This is a genomic window from Campylobacter cuniculorum DSM 23162 = LMG 24588, from assembly GCF_002104335.1.
GTDB classification, from domain to species: domain Bacteria; phylum Campylobacterota; class Campylobacteria; order Campylobacterales; family Campylobacteraceae; genus Campylobacter_D; species Campylobacter_D cuniculorum.
The window spans coordinates 1889294-1907252 of record NZ_CP020867.1 but is presented as its reverse complement, the minus strand read 5'-3'; the positions used below and the strand labels follow the sequence as shown (position 1 = coordinate 1907252).

Genomic DNA, 17959 nt, shown 5'->3' with positions numbered 1-17959 from the left:
ATTTTAATCATTAAATTTTTTAACACAAAATTACTCACATTTATAAATTTCACCTTCTATAAGATATTCGTTTCCTTCCCAAAATGCATTCCAACCTTTTTCCATATTTAATATGTGCAAAGTATCCCCCATTAATATCGAGGTTTTATTTTTCAAATCATTAAGAGCAGATTCTCTTAATTCTAAAAGACTCATTGAGTTCATAGTATCTATTTTTTGTCCTATTTCTCTACCTAATAATATGCAATTTTGAGGTTTTTCATAGAGTACTTTTATATTTTTGGCTAAAGGTAATAATTCTGTTTTTTGCGTACAACCTACAAAAATTATTATAAAAACCCATAAAATTATAAAAAGTTTTTTGTTTTTAATATCTAAAAGAGTTTTGGGCAACATATTTATCCTTTTGTTATGGTTTATTATACCAAACATTCATTAAAAAGTTTGATTATGTTTTGATTTGTTTTAATGTCTTGAAATTGTCAAATTTTTAATTAAAAACGAGGTGATTTTTTATTCTTTGATAGCAAATATTTCAATTTTGATAATATATAATTAAACTGATAGTTTTAGCTATCAGTTTAATCGATTATTCTTTTCTTGTTTTTGCATCAACGATAAACAAAGCTTGATTGAGAAGTTTAAAATCTGCTATAAATTTTAAAGTTTCATCACTCACAAGCCATTGAATGAACTCGCTTGCATTTTTATAATCCACTTGAGGACAATGCTTAGGATTAACAGCAATCACCGAGTAAAAATTCTTTAAATCATCGTCGCCTTCATTGACAATCACGAGTTTGGGATTGTTTTTTTCGTTGTCTTTGTATTTAATATAAGTTCCGCGGTCTGTTAAAATCACTCCATTTTTTTCCTCTGCGATTTTAATCGAAGCCAACATTCCTTGTCCGCTTTGTTGATACCAGCTTTCTTTTTCAGGCACTTCACCTATGCTCTTTTTCCAAAGAGCTTTTTCTTTATTGTCTGTGCCGGATTTGTCCCCTCTTGAAATGAAAGTGATTTTTTCAGCCTTGATAAGCTCTAAGCTTTCTTTAAGATTTTTGCCTTTAAATTTGGAGGCTAAATCTTTAGGTGCAATCACTATAAAATCATTATACATAACCGCCGTTCTCTCTACACCAAAACCCTTTTGCATAAATTCCTTTTCTGCTTTTGGAGAATGCACAAACAACACATCTGCATTGCAATCTTCGCCAAGTTTTAAAGCCGCACCTGTGCCAACAGCCACCCATTTAAGGGTATTGCCACTTTGTTTTTCATACAGCGGTTTTAAAGCATCAAGCAAACCTGTATTGTCTGTGCTCGTAGTCGTTGCCATTTTAAGCTCTGCTGCATTAAGACTTAAAGCAAGTAAAGCTAAAGAAAAGATTTTTTTCATTGTTTTTCCTTGATAATTTGAGATTAATAAAAAATATTTTAGCATAATTATGCTAAACTTGCTTAAATAATTTTAAAAAAGAGGAAATTTTTGGATTATATTTTTGAAGGTTTTAAACAAGCTCTTTATTTACTTTTTAATGCCGATGAAAGCGTTATTTCGGCGATTAAAACCACACTTTTAAGCTCTAGCGTTTCTATATTTTTAGCTTTGATTGTCGGCTTTCCTTTAGGTTTTGCTTTAGGTTTTGTTCAGTTTAAATGTAAAAATTTTATCAAGCTCATTGTGGATACTAGTCTTTCTTTTCCAACCGTTGCAGTAGGTTTGATACTCTATGCTTTGATTTCAAGTCGCGGTCCTTTGGGGGAATTTGCTTTGCTTTTTACCATAAAAGCTTTGATTTTAGGACAATTTATCCTAGCTCTTCCCATCATCATCGCCCTTTTTTCCAATTTGATTGAAAATATGAATGTGAAGCATTTTTTATTGATTAAATCTTTTCATTTAAGCCCTATAAAACTTATTTTAACCATACTCTATGAATTAAGATTTGCCCTTGTAAGCATCGTAGCTTTAGCCTATGGACGTATCGTTGCAGAGGTTGGAGTTGCGATGATTGTTGGTGGAAATATCAAATACGACACAAGGACTATCACCACAGCCATTTCTCTTGAAACAAATAAGGGAGAATTTGCAAGTGGAATCGCCTTGGCTTTAGTGTTAATTTTTATCGCATTTTGTCTTAATTTCATCATACATAAACTTAAAAGAATCAAATGATAAGCATTAAAAATTTATATTTTTCTTATGGACAAAAAGAGATTTTAAAAATCAAAAATTTAGAGCTTGATACGCGTAAAATCAGCGTTTTAATGGGGGCTAATGGGAGCGGAAAATCCACACTTTTAAGGGTGCTTAAATTTTTAGAGGGTGATTTTAGTGCAAATATTTGCTATTTTGGTAAAAATAAACTCGATGATAAACAAAAACGTTTAATTTACATCTTGCTTCCAGAACCTTCTTTACTCAATCGCAGCATAGAAAAAAATTTCCATTTTGTTTTAAAAGTTTATGGAGTGAAAAAACAAGAATGGACAAATCGCATAAATGAGCTTTTAAAAATGCTTGATTTGGACGCGACACTTTTAAGCAAACATCCTAATGAGCTTTCTTCGGGGCAAATTCAAAAAATTGCTTTTGCTATGGCTTTAAGCGTTAGGGCTAGGTATTATCTTTTAGATGAACCGAGTGCTTTTTTGGATAAAAATTCCATATTATTGTTTAAAAGAGCTATTTTAAAAATGCAAACACAATTTCAAAGCGGTTTTTTAATCGTAAGCCATGATAAAACCTTTTTAGATTCTTTGGCACAGGTAAAATTTTATTTGCACGATGGGGAAATTTTAGAATTTGAAAATACAAATATTTTTGATTTGGAAAAAGGTGGGATTAGGTTTTCGAATTTTATTGATTTTCAAGATAAAAATTCAAAAAAAATTGCTATAAATCCTTATAAAATCGCACTAGGAAAAGATTTGAAATTTCTTATAGAAAAGGCAAGAATCATTGCAATAAGGACAAAAAAAGATTTTGTTTATATACGTGTTATTTCAGGAGAAAAGATTTTGGAATTTGTGCTTTTGGACGCAGATTTTTTAAAAGCACGGCTTGAAATTCATCAAGAACTTTGCTTGAGTTTTGATGAAGATGCGATGTATTTTTTGCATTAATTTTTTAATGAATTTTTGTAAGGGTTTTTTAGATTTTTAAAATAAAATATTTCGCAGTTTGAAAATCACTGATATATTTCAAACAAGCTCATAAAATTCAAGCATAGTTTTTTAGTTTTACTTTTGAAATACATTTATAAATTAAAGTTTAAAAAACAAAATTTAATGATTTTTATAAGCAAAATTCATTCAATACTAAATTTTCTAAAGAGACAAAATGCTTTGTTATAAAAAATTCTTTATTAAAGCAATATTTTTATATAAGACTAAATTAAATTTTCATCTGCATTTTCTTTATGCACATAAGATTCAAATACAAATTGATGTTCATTTGGTAAGGCTTTAAATAAAGCATTCGCTAAATTTCTTATCTCCCAAAGTGCAGATTTTGAGCTGCGAAGTGAAAGAAAATTTTGCAAACTTCTTGCATTGATTGTAAGAGTGAGTTCTGTTTTATAGCTTTCAGGTAAGCAGTATTTAGCCAAATCAAGCGATATGCTTTCTTGTAAAATCATTCTTAAATTTTCCAAAGCCCTAATGCTCGCATTATCAACCTTTTCATTGCCACAAAAGACTAAATAACGTGAAGCATTTTTAAAATCATTTTCCTTAAATTCACTTTCATTTCTTAGCTCTTTTAAAGTGTATCTTGTACTTTTGACGCTCGGGCTGGTGTGGCGATGCCTTGCAAGCTCTTGCAAACAAGCTCTTGAAATCCCTTGAATGTAAAAAGTATAATTTAAATGCTCTAAGGTTGAAGCATGTTTAAATTTATTTCCCACTCTGTCAATAAGCTCTTTATCTTTTTCGCCTCCATTGTCTCCTCGTTCAAAACTTTGCCAACAAGTCCTTATAGCGTGAGAACAAACAGATAATGGGGTATAAGAAAGTAAAGTGATTTGCATAGCTTTTCCTTAAAAATTCAAAAAATTTATAAAATTTAAGAAATTTTACCAAATCAAAGTATAATTATGCTAAAAATTTTCAAGGCTTAATGTAAATTATGAAAAAAACAAAATACATTTTTATAACCGGGGGCGTGTTGAGCTCTTTAGGTAAAGGCATAGCCGCAGCTTCGATTGCAACTTTGCTTAAAAATTCAGGTTTTAAGGTGAGTATTTTGAAAGCTGATCCCTATATTAATGTGGATCCGGGAACTATGAGTCCTTTTGAACATGGAGAGGTTTTTGTAACAGACGATGGTGCTGAAACAGACCTTGATTTAGGACATTATGAGCGTTTTTTAGATGAAAATTTATCACAACTTAACAATTTCACCACAGGACGCGTTTATCAAAGCGTGATTGAAAAAGAAAGACAGGGAGAATATCTGGGAAAAACCATACAAGTCATCCCACATATTGTCGATGAAATTAAAATGCGTATTAAAAAAGCGGGAGAACATAAGGATATTTTAATCGTAGAAATCGGCGGAACGGTTGGAGACATTGAAGGTTTGCCTTTTTTAGAAGCCATTAGGGCTTTAAAATTAGAAGTGGGCAAAAACAATGCAATGAATATTCATCTCACCTTAGTGCCTTTCATCAAAGCTGCGGGGGAGTTAAAAACCAAACCAACTCAACACAGCGTAGGAGAATTAAGACGCATAGGAATCAGTCCAAATATGATTATTTGTCGTAGTGAAAAGCCTTTAAATCGTGATTTGAAAGATAAAATCGCCATTTCTTGCGGTGTGGAGAAAAATTGCGTCATAGAAAGTGTGGATGCGGCAAGCATTTATCAAATTCCTTTGAATTTTTTAAAACAAGATATACTCGGTGCAATTGCTAGTGTTTTAGAACTTAAAAATTTAAAACCAAATATGGACAATTGGAATTTTCTTGTTAAACGCGTGATTGCTCCGAGCAATGAAGTGAAAATCGCTTTTGTGGGTAAATATGTCGATTTAACAGAAAGCTATAAAAGCCTTACTGAAGCTATCATTCACGCGGGTGCAACCTTAGATACAAGGGTGGATATTAAATGGATAGATAGCGAGAAACTAGAAAATTTGGATTTAAAAGAAAGTTTTAAAGATATCAGCGGAATTTTAGTTGCTGGAGGATTTGGACGCAGGGGAGTCGAAGGTAAGATTAGGGCAATTTCTTATGCAAGAGAACATAAAATTCCCTTTTTAGGAATTTGTTTAGGAATGCAGCTTGCTTTAATCGAATTTGCAAGAAATGTTTTAAAACTCAAAGATGCTAATTCAACAGAATTTGATGAAAAATGTGAAAATCCTATCGTGTATTTAATCGATGAATTTATAGACTCAAATGGCAAAAAGCAAATTAGAACGAGTAAAACTCCTTTAGGGGGGACAATGAGACTTGGTGCTTATGAATGCAGGATTAAAGAAAACACTCTTTTAAGTCAAATTTATCAAGGCAAAAAAAGCGTCAAAGAAAGGCATCGTCATCGTTATGAAGCCAATCCAAAATACCGCAAAGCAATGGAGAGCAAAGGACTGATTGTGAGTGGAGAGAGTCAAGGACTTATCGAGGCAGTGGAGCTTAAAGACCACCCATTTTTTCTTGCAGTGCAATTTCATCCTGAATTCACTTCAAGACTTGAGAGAGCAAATTCTGTCATTTGCGGATTTATCAAAGCGGCTTGTGATTATGAAAGCAGTGAGTAAAGACGATATTAAAAGAATTTTAAGCCTTCGTTTCGAGAAAGATGTGCATACTAAGCTCTGTGATTTACCCTTGCCCTGTTGCTTAAAAGATGCTTATAAGGCTGCAAATCGCATTAAAACAGCCATAGAAAAAAACCAAAAAATAGCTATTGTTGGCGATTATGATGTTGATGGCATTATCTCTTGCACTATAATGGCAGATTTTTTTGATGATATAGGCTTTGATTATGTGGTTAAAATTCCTAATCGCTTTAAAGACGGATATGGGATTAATGAAGAAATTGTAAGTGAGCTTGATGTGGATTTGATTATAACGGTAGATAATGGTATATCGGCATTTGAAGCGGCAAAGCTTTGCAAAGAAAAAAAGATAGACCTCATCATAACAGACCACCATATGCCTTTGCAAACCTTACCTGAAGCTTTTGCAATTATTAATCCTAAGCAAAAAGATTGCACCTTTCCCGATATTGAAATTTGCGGTGCTCAAGTGGCTTGGTATTTAATAGCGGCTTTAAAAGAAGTTTGCAAACTTAAATATGATTTGTGTAAATTTATAGAACTTTTAGCCATAGCAATTATAGCGGATATGATGGAACTTAGAGATATTAACCGTGTTTTGACAAAAAAGGGTATAGAATGCATTAACAAATCCAAAAGAGCTGCCTTTAAAGCAATGAAGCATTATTATCAAAAGGATCAATTCACTTTGGATAATATAAGTTTTCTCATTGCACCGCTGATTAATAGTGCTGGAAGAATGGACGATGCAAGTCTATCTTATCGTTTTTTGCACACGAAAAATTTTGACGAGGCTTTGAGTTATTTAGAGCAAATTGTGAATTTCAATGAAAGTCGCAAGGATGAAGAAAAACAGCTTTTTGAAGAATCTTTAAATCAAGTCAGAGAAAGCGATTCTTGTGTGATTGCAAGTGGAGAAAATTGGCACGAGGGAGTGCTTGGCATCGTTGCAAGTCGCTTAGCAAAACATTTTAATAAGCCTTCTTTCGTTTTTTCCTTAAATGGGACCAAACTTAAGGGCAGTGCAAGAAGCGTTGGCAGCATTGATATTTTAAATCTTATCACTCAAACTCAATCTTTATTGAATAATTATGGCGGACATAAAAATGCGGCAGGACTTAGTTTAAATTTAGATAATTTTGAAGCATTTAAAACTCAAATGCAAATGCAGTGTTCGCAAATTCCTGATGCAAATTTTTTGGATACAGATGAAATTTTAGGAATTTTAGAGCCTAAAGATATTGATTTTGAAATGCTTGAACTTTTAGAATATTTTGAACCTTTTGGTTATAAAAATCCGCGTCCTCTTTTTGTGATTAAGGATTTAAATGTTAAGAATAAAAAATTTTTAGATAAAAATTCAAAGCATTTAAAACTGATTTTAACTAAGGAAAATAAGGCTATTGAAGCTTTATTTTTTAATTTTGACAAAGAACCAAATTTAAATGAGAATATCACTTTGCTTGGAAGTGTATCCAAAAATAAATTTCGTGGGCTCATCACGCCTCAATTTATCATTAAAGATATTTATAAATCATATTAAATGAGACGCATTTTTAAAAAATTTATATTGATAAAAATATGATATAAAACTTATATGAGGCATAAAAAGTTTTGTTTTTGAGGAAAAATTATGATAAAGTCTAAAGCAAAAATTGCGATTTTAGCCACAGGAGGGACTATTGCAGGGGTTGCTGGGAGTCAAATTTCTAGTGTGGGATATACAGCAGGAGTCGTTGGGGTTAAAGAACTTATCGAAGCTGTGCCAGAAATTGAAAATTTAGCACAAATTCAAACAAAGCAAGTTGCAAATATCGATAGCTCAAATATGAATGATGAAATCTGGCTCAAACTTATACAAGAAATCAACAGCTGTTTTAAACAAGGCATCGATGGTGTCGTTATCACTCATGGAACGGATACTATGGAAGAAACGGCGTATTTTTTAAATTTAACACTTAAACATCATAAACCTGTGGTTTTAGTCGGTGCGATGCGTCCCTCAAGTGCTAGGAGTGCTGATGGTCCTAAAAATCTTTACAATGCTATATCCTTAGCAACAGATAAAAACGCTCAAGGCAAAGGGGTGATGGTTGTGATGAATGATAAAATTTTAAGTGCAAGAGCAATTGTAAAAACGCATACTTTAAATGTGGATGCTTTTTCTTCGCTTAATTTTGGAGATTTGGGCTATATTGTCGATGGAAAATGTTTTTTTTATAATGAAATTTTAAAACTTCACACCAAACAAACGCCTTTTGATGGAGAAAAAATCAAAACCTTGCCAAAAGTGGATATACTTTATACTTATTCAAATGACGGAAGCGGAATCGCTGCTAAGGCTTTATTTGATAATGGTGCTCAAGGTTTGGTTATCGCAGGAAGCGGGGCCGGTAATATACACGAAAATCAAAAAAAAGTGCTTAAAGAATTATTAAAACAAGGTCTTAAAATTGTGCTAAGCACACGAGTGGCACAAGGGCAGGTTATGCTAAGCGAGGAGGATATTAAATTAGGTTTTATCAGTGCTTTGGATTTAAATCCCCAAAAGGCTAGAATTCTCTTAATCTTAGCCCTAACTCAAACCAAAGATATACACACAATCAGGGAATTTTTTCAAAAATATTAATTATACTGACCTAAAAAAAGACTTTACCCAGCTTAAATTCGATGACATTCAAAGAATGAAATCCGCATACAGCATAAGAATTTATAATATGCTTGTATGTGAGCTTAAACAAAACAGACAAAGTCTAAGAATCAATCTTTCAGTCTTACAAAATATACTAGAAGTGCCAAGAGAATATAAGCATTTTAATCAAAAGGTTTTAAAACAAACCGCAAAAGATATTAATGGCAAATCTCATATCATCTTACTTGAAATTAAAACCCATAAGACAGGCAGAAAGGTTACAGAATTAGAATTCATCTTTGATTATAAAAACAATGACAGATGCATAAGAGAAGAAAAAGTATTATAATCCTTTGGTAACCCCGCAGCTTCGTTAAAATCACTTGTAAAAAAGCCATCCTCATCTACACTATAACCTAAGACTTTATCTACCGCTTGTGATTTATCATTAACTAAATTTGAATTTATTTCTTTGTTTTGTTTAAAGCGTTGCTTGAAGAAATATTATTATTTATTTGAGTATTCTTGTTTGAATTTAAAATATCTGTATTGTTTATATAATTATAATTTGAATAAAAATTTATCATTTGACTGCCTTTAAAGATAAATTTTATAAAATTAGCACAAAACGATAAAAAATAACAAAATTTTATCTTAATTTACCAAAATATCTGTCACACTAAATCTTTATATGGAATGCTTAACAATGAAATCATTATAAAAGGCTTGTTCTAAAAATCATCTTAAAGCCGATAAAGATATTTTTAAAACATAATTTTTCTCTAATGAAATGTTTTGCTTTTTAAATCAAATTCATAAAATTAAGTTTTTTAAATTTCAAAATTCATTAAGAAGAATCAAGCTCAAAGCCATGACAAACATTCCTCCTATCAGCCCATACAAGCTATCGTGAGCGTTTCCGTAGGCTTTGGCTGCAGGTAAAAGCTCATCAAGTGAAATAAAAACCATAATTCCCGCAACCACAGCAAAACTTATAGCCAATGTTAATTCACTCATAAAAGGTAAAATTACAAGTACTCCAACCAAGGCTCCTAAAGGTTCAGCAAAGCCTGAAAGAGCAGAATATATAAAGGCTTTTTTCTTATCTCCCGTAGCGTGATAAATAGGTAAAGAAACAGCTAAACCTTCGGGGATATTATGAATGGCAACAGCAATGGCTATGACAATTCCTAAGCTTATATTATCAATGCTTGCCATAAACGTTGCAAAACCTTCGGGAAAATTATGGATCGCTATGGCTAGAGCTGTAAAAAGCCCTGTGCGTTTAAGGGAATGGATATTGATTTTTTTAAGGGGCTCTCCGGGGTGAAATTTTGGCGTTTTTTTGGGATTTTTTGGCAAGGGACAAATTTTAAGTTCAGTGTAATCTTGTTTAGGTTCGTGAGGATTGACATCTTCTGGAATGAATCTATCAATCATAAGAGAGAGCAAAATTCCACCAAAAAAACAAATCAAAGCTAAAAATTCTCCAAATTCATGGTATTTTCTAAAGTCTTTAAATGCAGTCGGTAGTATCTCCATAAAAGAAATATAAATCATAACTCCTGCTGAAAACCCAAGTCCGATTGAAAGCATTCTTAAATTGTCTTTTTTTGAAAAAAATGCAATCACAGCTCCAATAGAAGTTGAAAATCCTGCAAATAAAGTTAAAATCATAGCGACAGAAAATTGCTCAAAATCTATCGGCATTCAGCTCATCCCTTTTCAAATTCTTAAATCGTAATCATAAAATATTTTAGCTTAATTCTGGGTTGATTTTGAGTAAAATTCTCATTAATATTTTATTAATTTTTTGTATGAATATTTATTGTTTTTTAAGCTATTTAGATTTATCATTGCGGGAAAAGTTAATATTTCTTAAATATTTTTAGGAATTTGAGAGAGAGGGGGGGGGGTTATGAATTTTTATCAACATCTTTCTTTTAAAGCCAAATTAGCTTGTATCGTTTTAACAACATTTATTTGTGCTGCTTGTTTTGTAGTTTTGTTTGTAAGAGGAGAATCAGAAATCGAAATGAATACTCGTGCTCAATTAAAACGGGTTTTTCAATCAGAAATCGAACAAAAAATAAAACTTGCAACCGATTCTTTAGCAGATTCTTTAGGTGCTATCGTCAAAGGTTTAGATGAAAAAGCTCAAATTGAAATTATAGCAAAAGCTATTGAGGAATTTCGTTTTGAGGACGATAAATCGGGTTATTATTTTGCTTATAAAGAATACACTCCTGTAGCTCACCCGACAAGAAAAGATTTGATAGGAAAATCTTTATACGATGCTACAGATAAAGCCGGAGTTTATTATGTGCGTGATTTATACAAAACTTCTAAAAATCAAAGCGATAAAGGAGAATTTGTATATTTTGTTTTTTCTAAACCACTTCCAAATGGCACTTTAGTTGATGCTCCTAAAGCAGCTTATGCACAAAAAATTCCTAATACACAAAATATTTGGATTTCTACAGGCGTGTATATCGATACCCTTGAAGAATATATAAAAGATGATGTATTAAGCATTACAGATGAAGTCAAAGAGGTGATTTATTTCACCATTATAGCTTCTATAGCGGTTTTTGCTATTTTATTCTTCCCTTCTTTATGGCTATTCTATGGTTCTTTAATACGTGGAATAAAAATTTTAGACCATAATATTATTTCTTTCTTTAAATATATTGACCATGAGAGTGATGATGTTAATTTATTGCCTTATGAGTCCAAAGATGATTTTGGGCAAATCACTACTTTGATTGCTCAAAGTGTTAAAAAGACTAAACAAGGACTCGAACAAGACAATTCTGCTGTAAAAGAATCTGTAGAGACAGTGAGCATTGTCGAATCAGGAAATCTCACAGCAAGAATCACAGCCAATCCAAGAAATCCTCAACTCGTAGAACTTAAAAATGTGCTCAATCGTCTCTTAGATGCTCTACAAAGTCGAGTGGGAAGTGATATGAATATCATCCACGATATTTTTGAAGAATACAAACACTTAGACTTTAGAAATAAAATAGAAAATGCCACAGGAAATGTTGAGGTGACAACCAATGCCTTAGGAGAAGAAATCATTAAAATGCTCAGACAAAGTTCAGAATTTGCTAATGCCTTAGCAGGAGAAAGCACTAAACTCCAAACCGCAGTCCAATCTCTCACCTCCAGCTCTAATTCCCAAGCAGCTTCTTTAGAAGAAACCGCTGCAGCCTTAGAGCAAATCACTTCTTCTATGCAAAATGTCTCTCAAAAGACTAGTGATGTTATCACTCAAAGTGAAGACATTAAAAATGTTACAGGCATTATAGGAGATATAGCTGACCAAATCAATCTCCTCGCTCTTAATGCTGCCATTGAAGCAGCTCGTGCAGGAGAACATGGACGCGGCTTTGCTGTTGTGGCTGATGAAGTAAGAAAACTTGCTGAAAGGACTCAAAAGTCTTTGAGTGAGATAGAAGCCAATACAAATTTACTTGTGCAATCCATCAATGATATGGCTGAAAGCATTAAAGAACAAACTCAAGGCATCACTCAAATCAATGAGAGTGTTTCACAGATTGACCAAAGCACAAAAGACAATGTTGAAATCGCTAATGAATCTTCTATCATTGCTAATTCTGTTAGCACTATAGCAAACAACATCCTTGAAGATGTGAATAAAAAGAAATTCTAATACAAACCCTAGAAGCTTTCTAGGGTTTATGCTATTGAGTTATATAAAGAGTATTGAGATAAATAATTTCATTCATTTAAATGATTTTAAATTCATCTCATATAAATTAAATCGATTGTTTTTTATATCTGTGAAACATTTTAAAGAATTTAATGTTTATGTGTAATGGATTAGAATTTAATATAGATTTTGAAGATATATTGTTTATTTAGTATGATTTAAATTGTTTTGTTTCAATTTTTATCCCTTGATTTATCTGCAATATAATCTTGATGTAAATTGAGTTTATTTAAAATTTAATCGCATTGATTCTTAGAAAATCCCTAAGTTTTTCATATTCTGTTTTTTCTAAATACCGATATTTTCCAGCTCTTAACATATCAAGTTCAACTATACCAAAAGCAACTCTTTTAAGATCCATAATTTTTAAGTCAAAATGTCCAAAAAAGCGTCTAAGCTCTCTATTTTGCCCCTCATTTATCACAACACGTAGTTTGGTATATCCTCCGCTACTACCGAAAATTTCATACTCCAAAAAGGGTGCAATCATCATAGAGCTGATTTTACTTTTGCTATGAGCTCCTTTTTTTTCATTTTTAATTTCCAAGCCATTTTCCATAGCTTCAACAACTTCTTTGTTAATATGTCCTTTGATTTTAAGATAATACTCCCTCTCCAAATCACTTTTCATCAAAGCAGAGGCAATCAAAGCAGAATCTGTAAGCAAAATCAAACCTTCACTTGCAAAATCAAGACGACCTATACTCAACCAAGAGCTGAATTTTTTAGGTAAATTTTCATAAATTGTTTTCCTTCCTCTATCGTCTTTATGTGAAACAAGCTCCCCTTTTTGCTTATGATAAACGATAACACTAAATTGCGTTTTTTTGTGAATTCTTTTATCTTTAATAAAAACCCTATCCTCCTGCTTAACCCTATCGCTAAATTGAGCAATTTTGGCATTGATTTTTACCAAACCTTGTTTGATGAGTTCGTCTGCTTCGCGTCTTGAATGGCTTGTATTATGCGATATGAATTGATTGATTCTCATTGAAACACTCAAATAAATTCTACATGATGAAAATTGTAGGCACTATGGTGGGGTATTTTTTAATTTTTCTAAAAATATGTTTTCTTAATACTTGACGTATTTGATTTTCTAGGAATTTTGGGTCATTAAGCACTTCGTCTTTGATATTGATGAAAAATTGTCCTAAAATCTCAACCATTTCTTTTGAAAAAACCCCATCCTGTTTGTCCGCAACCAAACCATAGCTAAAAACTCTTGGTTTATTGATAAGAGTTTTTGAAGCCTTATCAAGTTGAGCGATAATCACTACAATCCCATTATCGGCAAGTTTTTGTCTGTCGATGACAACATCGTGAGCGATTTGCTTATTGATTTGATTATCCACAAAGACTTTTCCGGTTTTGACGGTTTTAAGACGCTTGATATATTTTTGACAAAGCTCAATTTGATCCCCATCGCTCATAAGATAAATATTTCTTTCAGCAATCCCGCATTTTATGGCTGTTTCTTTGTGTTTGTTGATGTGATTGTATTCGCCGTGAATTGGAAGAAAAAATTTAGGCTTTGTCAATGTAAGCATAAGTTTTTGCTCTTCTATGCTTGCATGTCCGCTGACATGAATTTCGCTAAATTCTTGATACGCTACCTTAGCTCCAGCCTTAAGCAAATAATCAAGCACAGCAGAAACACTCGTTTCATTTCCCGGTATAGCCTTAGCTGAAATGATGATTTGATCGCTTGGTTTGATTTTGATGAATTTATGCTCATCGGTTGCCATTCTATAAAGAGCACTCATTGTTTCACCTTGAGAACCTGTGGTTACGATTAAAACTTCATTGTCTTTGTATTTGCTCACCTCATCGGCATCGATGAAAATTTTTCTGTCCAATTTTATATAACCAAGCTCCATAGTTGTGTATAAATTTCTTTCCATTGAACGCCCTATAACACAGACTTTTCTGCCATATTTTAACCCATAAGTTATGGCTTGATAGACGCGATGTATATTTGAGCTAAAAGTACTCATAATCACCCGACCTTTTGTTTTAGCAAAAATTTGATCAAAAGTAGGTCCAACAGAACTTTCGCTCTTTGTATAGCCCTCTTTGTAAGAATTTGTGCTATCACTTAAAAGACAAAGCACACCCTCTTCTCCATAATGTGCTAAGCGCCCTAAATCACTGGGATAATTATCAATGGGAGTTTGGTCGATTTTAAAATCTCCCGTGTGAATTATCGTTCCAGCCTTTGTTTTTATTGCTAAGGCTGAAGCATCGATGATAGAATGCGTGATATGAATCCATTCTATATCAAAATCACCTATTTCATAAACCTTGCGTTTTTCCACAGGTCTAAACCACTTGCGTTCATTTTTCAATCCATGTTCTTCAAATTTATTTGAAATCATACCTAAAGCTAAAGGTGTGGCATAAATAGGAAATTGAAATTCTTTAAAAAAATATGGCACAGCACCTATATGATCCTCGTGAGCATGAGTGATGATAATGGCTCTTATCTTATCCTTAATTTTTCGCACATAGTCAAAATCAGGGATTATAATATCCACTCCATGCATTGTTCCATCGGGAAAACTCATTCCAATATCGACGATAATTGCATCATTATTTGTTTCAAAAATTGTGATATTTCCACCTATCTCACCCAAACCGCCCAAAGGAGTGATGCGAATTTTATGTTCGCTTGAGTTATTATATTTAAGTGGATACAAACGATTTTCATGTGAAATTCTATTTGCTTCTATGCTCTTAGCAATCTCAATTTGCCAATCCTCATCTCCTATGAGCTTTGTTGGAAGATTGCGGTTTTTTTTCTTTTTATTTGTTGGGGACTGATTCGCGTTGGTTTGAGAATGTGTTTCTTGTTTAGCAGCACCTTCGACATTAAGGGAATCGGCGAGCTTTTTTCTGCGATTTTTGTATTTGTATCGTTTATTGTTTTTAGAGCTTGAATTAGGATTTTGAGCATTGTTTATAGTGGTGTTATTTTCATTATTTTCGTTCATATTTATCCTTTAATTTTTTATAAATTTCAAGGTATAAATCAACGCAAATTTCGTGTGGTCTTATATTTTCTTTAAGCTCAAATTGATTTAAAAGCTCTGTAATTTTTTCTCTGTGAAGCTTTAAATTCTTTAAAAGCTGCTTTCTTGGAGATTTAAAACAATCTTTTAAGAAAGCTTTAAAAGACCAAAGCTCACAAAAATCTTTAAATTCTCCTTTTTTAATCAAACTTATCACCGCTGAAGTAACCTTTGGCGGAGGATTAAAACAAGAAGGTTCAACTTCAAAGAGCATCTTTCTCTCGCAAATCATTGCACTTAAAACAGCTAAAGATGAAAATTCACTTTCGCCTTCATTTGCACAAAATTTAAGTGCCATTTCTTTTTGAATCATCACAATCAACCCTAAACAATGCTCATCTTCTAAAGCCTTTAGAATCAAACGACTTGCTATATAATAGGGCAAATTTGCAACCAAAAGATATTTATTTTCATCAAAAGAGTCAATTTTATTGGCATCTTGATGAAACAATTTTAATTTCTCACACTCTAATTCTTTTTGAAATTTCTTTTTTAAATAGGGTATCAACTTATCATCAATTTCATAAGCTTTTACCCTTGAAATTTTCAAAAGTTCTTGCGTTAAATCACCTAAGCCAGACCCAATTTCAACGATATTTTGAGTCCCTTTGGGTATGGCTTGGATGATTTGTTTTAAAACATTTTTATCGGTTAAAAAATTTTGTCCATAATACTTTTTAGCTTTAATCATATATTTTTAAACTTTTTATTCTATCTAAAAATTCTTAATTAAGTCTTTTTTTGGTAGAATTTATTTGAATTTTTCAATTGAGGCGGATTTAATGATTGTTTGTGCAGGTGGAAATGAAAGTTTTAAATTTGCAAAAAATATAGGAATAGGATTGATAGAATCTGCTATCAATTTAACAAGGCTTTGTTTGGAATCAAAACCGAAAACACTTATATTTATAGGCACTTGCGGAATTTATAATCAAGGAGAAATTTTAAAAATTTATAGAAGTTCTCACGCTTTTAATATAGAATTTTCTAAACTTAGTGCAAATTTTTATACCCCTGCTTTAAATGAAATCAATCTTAATGTTTCACGTGAAACTTATAAGATTAATTCTTCAAATTATATTTGTCAAAATAAAAAAGCCGCAGAGGAATTTTCAAATTTGGGTTTAGATTTTGAAAATATGGAGGCTTTTTCAGTTTTAAGTGTTGCAAAAAAAATGCATATAAAAGCCGAATGCATTTTATGTGCAACAAATTTTTGTGATGAAAATGCCCATAAAGATTTTATTAAAAACCATCAAAAAGCTAAAGAAAAACTTGAGAATTTTCTGGTTGATTTTATGGATGAAAATTTTTTATAATCTTAAACCATTATACAAAATATATTTTGTGATAAAATAAAATTTTAAAGAATGATTTTGAAAAAACAATAAGGAATATTTTTGAAAAAACTTATAAATATTTTAGATTTTTTACCTGAAGAGCTTGAAAATGAAATCAAACCAATGTTTCACGTGAAACAACTTTGTCAATGGATTTATCAAAAATATGTCGATGATTTTGATTCTATGAGCTCATTATCAAAGGATTTAAGACTAAAATTAGGACAGAAATATCATTTTTCCCCTCTTCAATGTGTGAATTTTTTACAAAGTCAAGATGGAAGCATTAAATATCTTTTTGAGCTTAATGATGGCTTACGCATAGAAGCTGTGCTTTTACCGATGAAAAAGGAAAAATTTGATGAAAAAGGAAAGAGAATTTCTCATACTAAATACACTTTATGCATCTCTTCGCAAGTGGGATGTAGAAGTGGTTGCAGTTTTTGTCTTACAGCAAAAGGTGGTTTGAAAAGAAATTTAAGTGCTGGAGAGATAGTCGGGCAGGTTTTATGGATAAAAAAACACAATAAAATTCCCTACGAACACCGAGTCAATATAGTTTATATGGGTATGGGAGAACCCTTAGATAATCTTAAAAATGTTAGCAAAGCCGTGCGAATTTTAGCTCATAATGATACTTTTGCAATCAGTCCGCGTCGTCAAACCATTAGCACAAGTGGTTTAGCAAAGCAGATTAAGGAATTAGGACAAATGAATTTAGGAGTTTTACTTGCAATATCCCTGCACGCAGTCAATGATGCATTAAGAACAGAGCTCATGCCTATAAACAAAGCTTATAATATCGCTTCAATTATGAGTGCTATTCGTGAATTTCCTATCAATCAAAGAAAAAGAATTATGTTTGAATACCTTTTAATTGACAATATCAATGATAAACGCGAACACGCTAAAGAACTTGTAAAGCTTTTAAATGGTATCAAAGCTAAAGTCAATTTGATTCTTTTTAACCCCTATGAAGGAAGCATTTATAAACGTCCTTGTATGCAAAAAGCCCTTGAATTTCAAAAATTTATGAGAGAAAAAGGTATCACATGCACGATTAGAGAAAGCAAAGGGCTTGATATATTAGCGGCTTGTGGGCAACTTAAGCAAAGGAGTGAAGAGTTATGAATACCTTAGATATTATAGAATTGATTTTTATTGCTTTGGTGGTTTTTATAGGCTTTGGCGGTATGGTTTATGTGATTTTAGACAAGAAAAAAAAATAACTTGATTTTCTAAAAATAGGGGTTGAAATTTAGATTATGTAAAAAATAGCACTTTAGACCATTAAGATTTAAAGCTATAAAAGCATTATAATTTTTCCCTTTGATTAAAAATTCTTGCGTTAAAAATTTTTAATCAATATAAAAATCCTAGAATCTTTAT

16 protein-coding genes are annotated in these 17959 nt (G+C 31.9%); 9 read left to right on the top strand and 7 right to left on the bottom strand.

The window, feature by feature from the left end; translation table 11 throughout:
* Nucleotides 1-30: 30 nt before the first annotated feature.
* Entirely contained in the window at nt 31-396 is a 366-nt protein-coding gene (locus CCUN_RS09355) for a DUF4156 domain-containing protein (RefSeq protein WP_027304880.1), read from the bottom strand.
* A 193-nt stretch (nt 397-589) separates the two neighbouring features.
* Nucleotides 590-1399, bottom strand: a complete 810-nt coding sequence (gene tupA / locus CCUN_RS09350; protein WP_027304879.1) for a tungstate ABC transporter substrate-binding protein TupA — start codon at nt 1397-1399, stop codon at nt 590-592.
* Nucleotides 1400-1489: 90 nt separating this feature from the next.
* On the opposite strand from tupA, the gene tupB reads away from it, so the two are divergent.
* Both tupB and tupC read left to right on the top strand, forming a co-directional pair.
* Complete coding sequence (gene tupB, locus CCUN_RS09345) at nt 1490-2179, top strand: tungstate ABC transporter permease TupB (RefSeq protein WP_027304878.1); 690 nt, start codon at nt 1490-1492, stop codon at nt 2177-2179.
* Nucleotides 2176-3129 carry a tungstate ABC transporter ATP-binding protein TupC gene (gene tupC, locus CCUN_RS09340; RefSeq protein WP_027304877.1) on the top strand — a complete coding sequence of 318 codons (954 nt, stop codon included), beginning with the start codon at nt 2176-2178 and terminating at the stop codon, nt 3127-3129. Before tupB ends, tupC begins: the two co-directional genes overlap by 4 nt.
* 266 nt (nt 3130-3395) lie before the next feature.
* Here the strand turns inward: tupC and thyX are convergent, their stop codons facing one another.
* Nucleotides 3396-4034, bottom strand: a complete 639-nt coding sequence (gene thyX / locus CCUN_RS09335; protein WP_027304876.1) for an FAD-dependent thymidylate synthase — start codon at nt 4032-4034, stop codon at nt 3396-3398.
* 98 nt (nt 4035-4132) lie between these two features.
* Here thyX and CCUN_RS09330 point away from each other — a divergent pair, with 98 nt between their 5' ends.
* From CCUN_RS09330 to CCUN_RS09315, 4 genes are all read left to right on the top strand, one after another.
* Nucleotides 4133-5767, top strand: coding sequence for a CTP synthase (locus CCUN_RS09330; protein ID WP_027304875.1), 1635 nt, complete (start codon nt 4133-4135; stop codon nt 5765-5767).
* A complete protein-coding gene (gene recJ / locus CCUN_RS09325) occupies nt 5751-7331 on the top strand; it encodes a single-stranded-DNA-specific exonuclease RecJ (RefSeq protein WP_027304874.1) in 1581 nt (526 codons plus the stop codon). The genes CCUN_RS09330 and recJ overlap by 17 nt, the downstream gene beginning before the upstream one ends.
* Before the next feature lie 90 nt (nt 7332-7421).
* The gene (locus CCUN_RS09320) at nt 7422-8417 is read left to right on the top strand and encodes a type II asparaginase (protein WP_027304873.1); all 996 of its coding nucleotides are present in this window, start codon (nt 7422-7424) and stop codon (nt 8415-8417) included.
* On the top strand, nt 8380-8769 hold the full coding sequence (locus CCUN_RS09315; protein WP_084483648.1) for a RepB family plasmid replication initiator protein: 390 nt from the start codon (nt 8380-8382) through the stop codon (nt 8767-8769). Before CCUN_RS09320 ends, CCUN_RS09315 begins: the two co-directional genes overlap by 38 nt.
* Nucleotides 8770-9257: 488 nt before the next feature.
* Here the strand turns inward: CCUN_RS09315 and zupT are convergent, their stop codons facing one another.
* Complete coding sequence (zupT, locus tag CCUN_RS09310; RefSeq protein ID WP_027304871.1) at nt 9258-10130, bottom strand: zinc transporter ZupT; 873 nt, start codon at nt 10128-10130, stop codon at nt 9258-9260.
* Nucleotides 10131-10338: 208 nt separating this feature from the next.
* On the opposite strand from zupT, the gene CCUN_RS09305 reads away from it, so the two are divergent.
* Nucleotides 10339-12099, top strand: a complete 1761-nt coding sequence (locus CCUN_RS09305; protein WP_085296692.1) for a methyl-accepting chemotaxis protein — start codon at nt 10339-10341, stop codon at nt 12097-12099.
* A gap of 289 nt (nt 12100-12388) precedes the next feature.
* Here CCUN_RS09305 and CCUN_RS09300 read toward each other — a convergent pair whose 3' ends face one another.
* Genes CCUN_RS09300 through rsmA form a run of 3 tightly spaced genes read right to left on the bottom strand, consistent with a single transcriptional unit; the run spans nt 12389 to nt 15921 of the window.
* The gene (locus CCUN_RS09300; RefSeq protein WP_027305842.1) at nt 12389-13150 is read right to left on the bottom strand and encodes a pseudouridine synthase; all 762 of its coding nucleotides are present in this window, start codon (nt 13148-13150) and stop codon (nt 12389-12391) included.
* Between the two features lie 19 nt (nt 13151-13169).
* Entirely contained in the window at nt 13170-15152 is a 1983-nt protein-coding gene (locus CCUN_RS09295; protein ID WP_027305841.1) for a ribonuclease J, read from the bottom strand.
* Nucleotides 15139-15921: a 16S rRNA (adenine(1518)-N(6)/adenine(1519)-N(6))-dimethyltransferase RsmA gene (rsmA, locus tag CCUN_RS09290; protein ID WP_027305840.1), complete on the bottom strand. Its 783-nt coding sequence runs from the start codon at nt 15919-15921 to the stop codon at nt 15139-15141. Before rsmA ends, CCUN_RS09295 begins: the two co-directional genes overlap by 14 nt.
* Nucleotides 15922-16012: 91 nt before the next feature.
* On the opposite strand from rsmA, the gene CCUN_RS09285 reads away from it, so the two are divergent.
* Together CCUN_RS09285 and rlmN are read left to right on the top strand one after the other, a co-directional pair.
* Nucleotides 16013-16549, top strand: coding sequence for a phosphorylase family protein (locus tag CCUN_RS09285; protein ID WP_027305839.1), 537 nt, complete (start codon nt 16013-16015; stop codon nt 16547-16549).
* Nucleotides 16550-16630: 81 nt separating this feature from the next.
* Nucleotides 16631-17701: a dual-specificity RNA methyltransferase RlmN gene (gene rlmN, locus CCUN_RS09280; protein ID WP_027305838.1), complete on the top strand. Its 1071-nt coding sequence runs from the start codon at nt 16631-16633 to the stop codon at nt 17699-17701.
* The last annotated feature ends 258 nt before the right edge of the window (nt 17702-17959 follow it).

Bases quoted from the DNA above. Each gene is read 5' to 3' on its own strand.
- CCUN_RS09355 (WP_027304880.1), bottom strand. From the start codon at position 396: ATGTTGCCCAAAACTCTTTTAGATATTAAAAACAAAAAACTTTTTATA.
- tupA (WP_027304879.1), bottom strand. From the start codon at position 1,399: ATGAAAAAAATCTTTTCTTTAGCTTTACTTGCTTTAAGTCTTAATGCA.
- tupC (WP_027304877.1), top strand. From the start codon at position 2,176: ATGATAAGCATTAAAAATTTATATTTTTCTTATGGACAAAAAGAGATT.
- thyX (WP_027304876.1), bottom strand. From the start codon at position 4,034: ATGCAAATCACTTTACTTTCTTATACCCCATTATCTGTTTGTTCTCAC.
- CCUN_RS09330 (WP_027304875.1), top strand. From the start codon at position 4,133: ATGAAAAAAACAAAATACATTTTTATAACCGGGGGCGTGTTGAGCTCT.
- recJ (WP_027304874.1), top strand. From the start codon at position 5,751: ATGAAAGCAGTGAGTAAAGACGATATTAAAAGAATTTTAAGCCTTCGT.
- CCUN_RS09320 (WP_027304873.1), top strand. From the start codon at position 7,422: ATGATAAAGTCTAAAGCAAAAATTGCGATTTTAGCCACAGGAGGGACT.
- zupT (WP_027304871.1), bottom strand. From the start codon at position 10,130: ATGCCGATAGATTTTGAGCAATTTTCTGTCGCTATGATTTTAACTTTA.
- CCUN_RS09305 (WP_085296692.1), top strand. From the start codon at position 10,339: ATGAATTTTTATCAACATCTTTCTTTTAAAGCCAAATTAGCTTGTATC.
- CCUN_RS09300 (WP_027305842.1), bottom strand. From the start codon at position 13,150: ATGAGAATCAATCAATTCATATCGCATAATACAAGCCATTCAAGACGC.
- CCUN_RS09295 (WP_027305841.1), bottom strand. From the start codon at position 15,152: ATGAACGAAAATAATGAAAATAACACCACTATAAACAATGCTCAAAAT.
- rsmA (WP_027305840.1), bottom strand. From the start codon at position 15,921: ATGATTAAAGCTAAAAAGTATTATGGACAAAATTTTTTAACCGATAAA.
- CCUN_RS09285 (WP_027305839.1), top strand. From the start codon at position 16,013: ATGATTGTTTGTGCAGGTGGAAATGAAAGTTTTAAATTTGCAAAAAAT.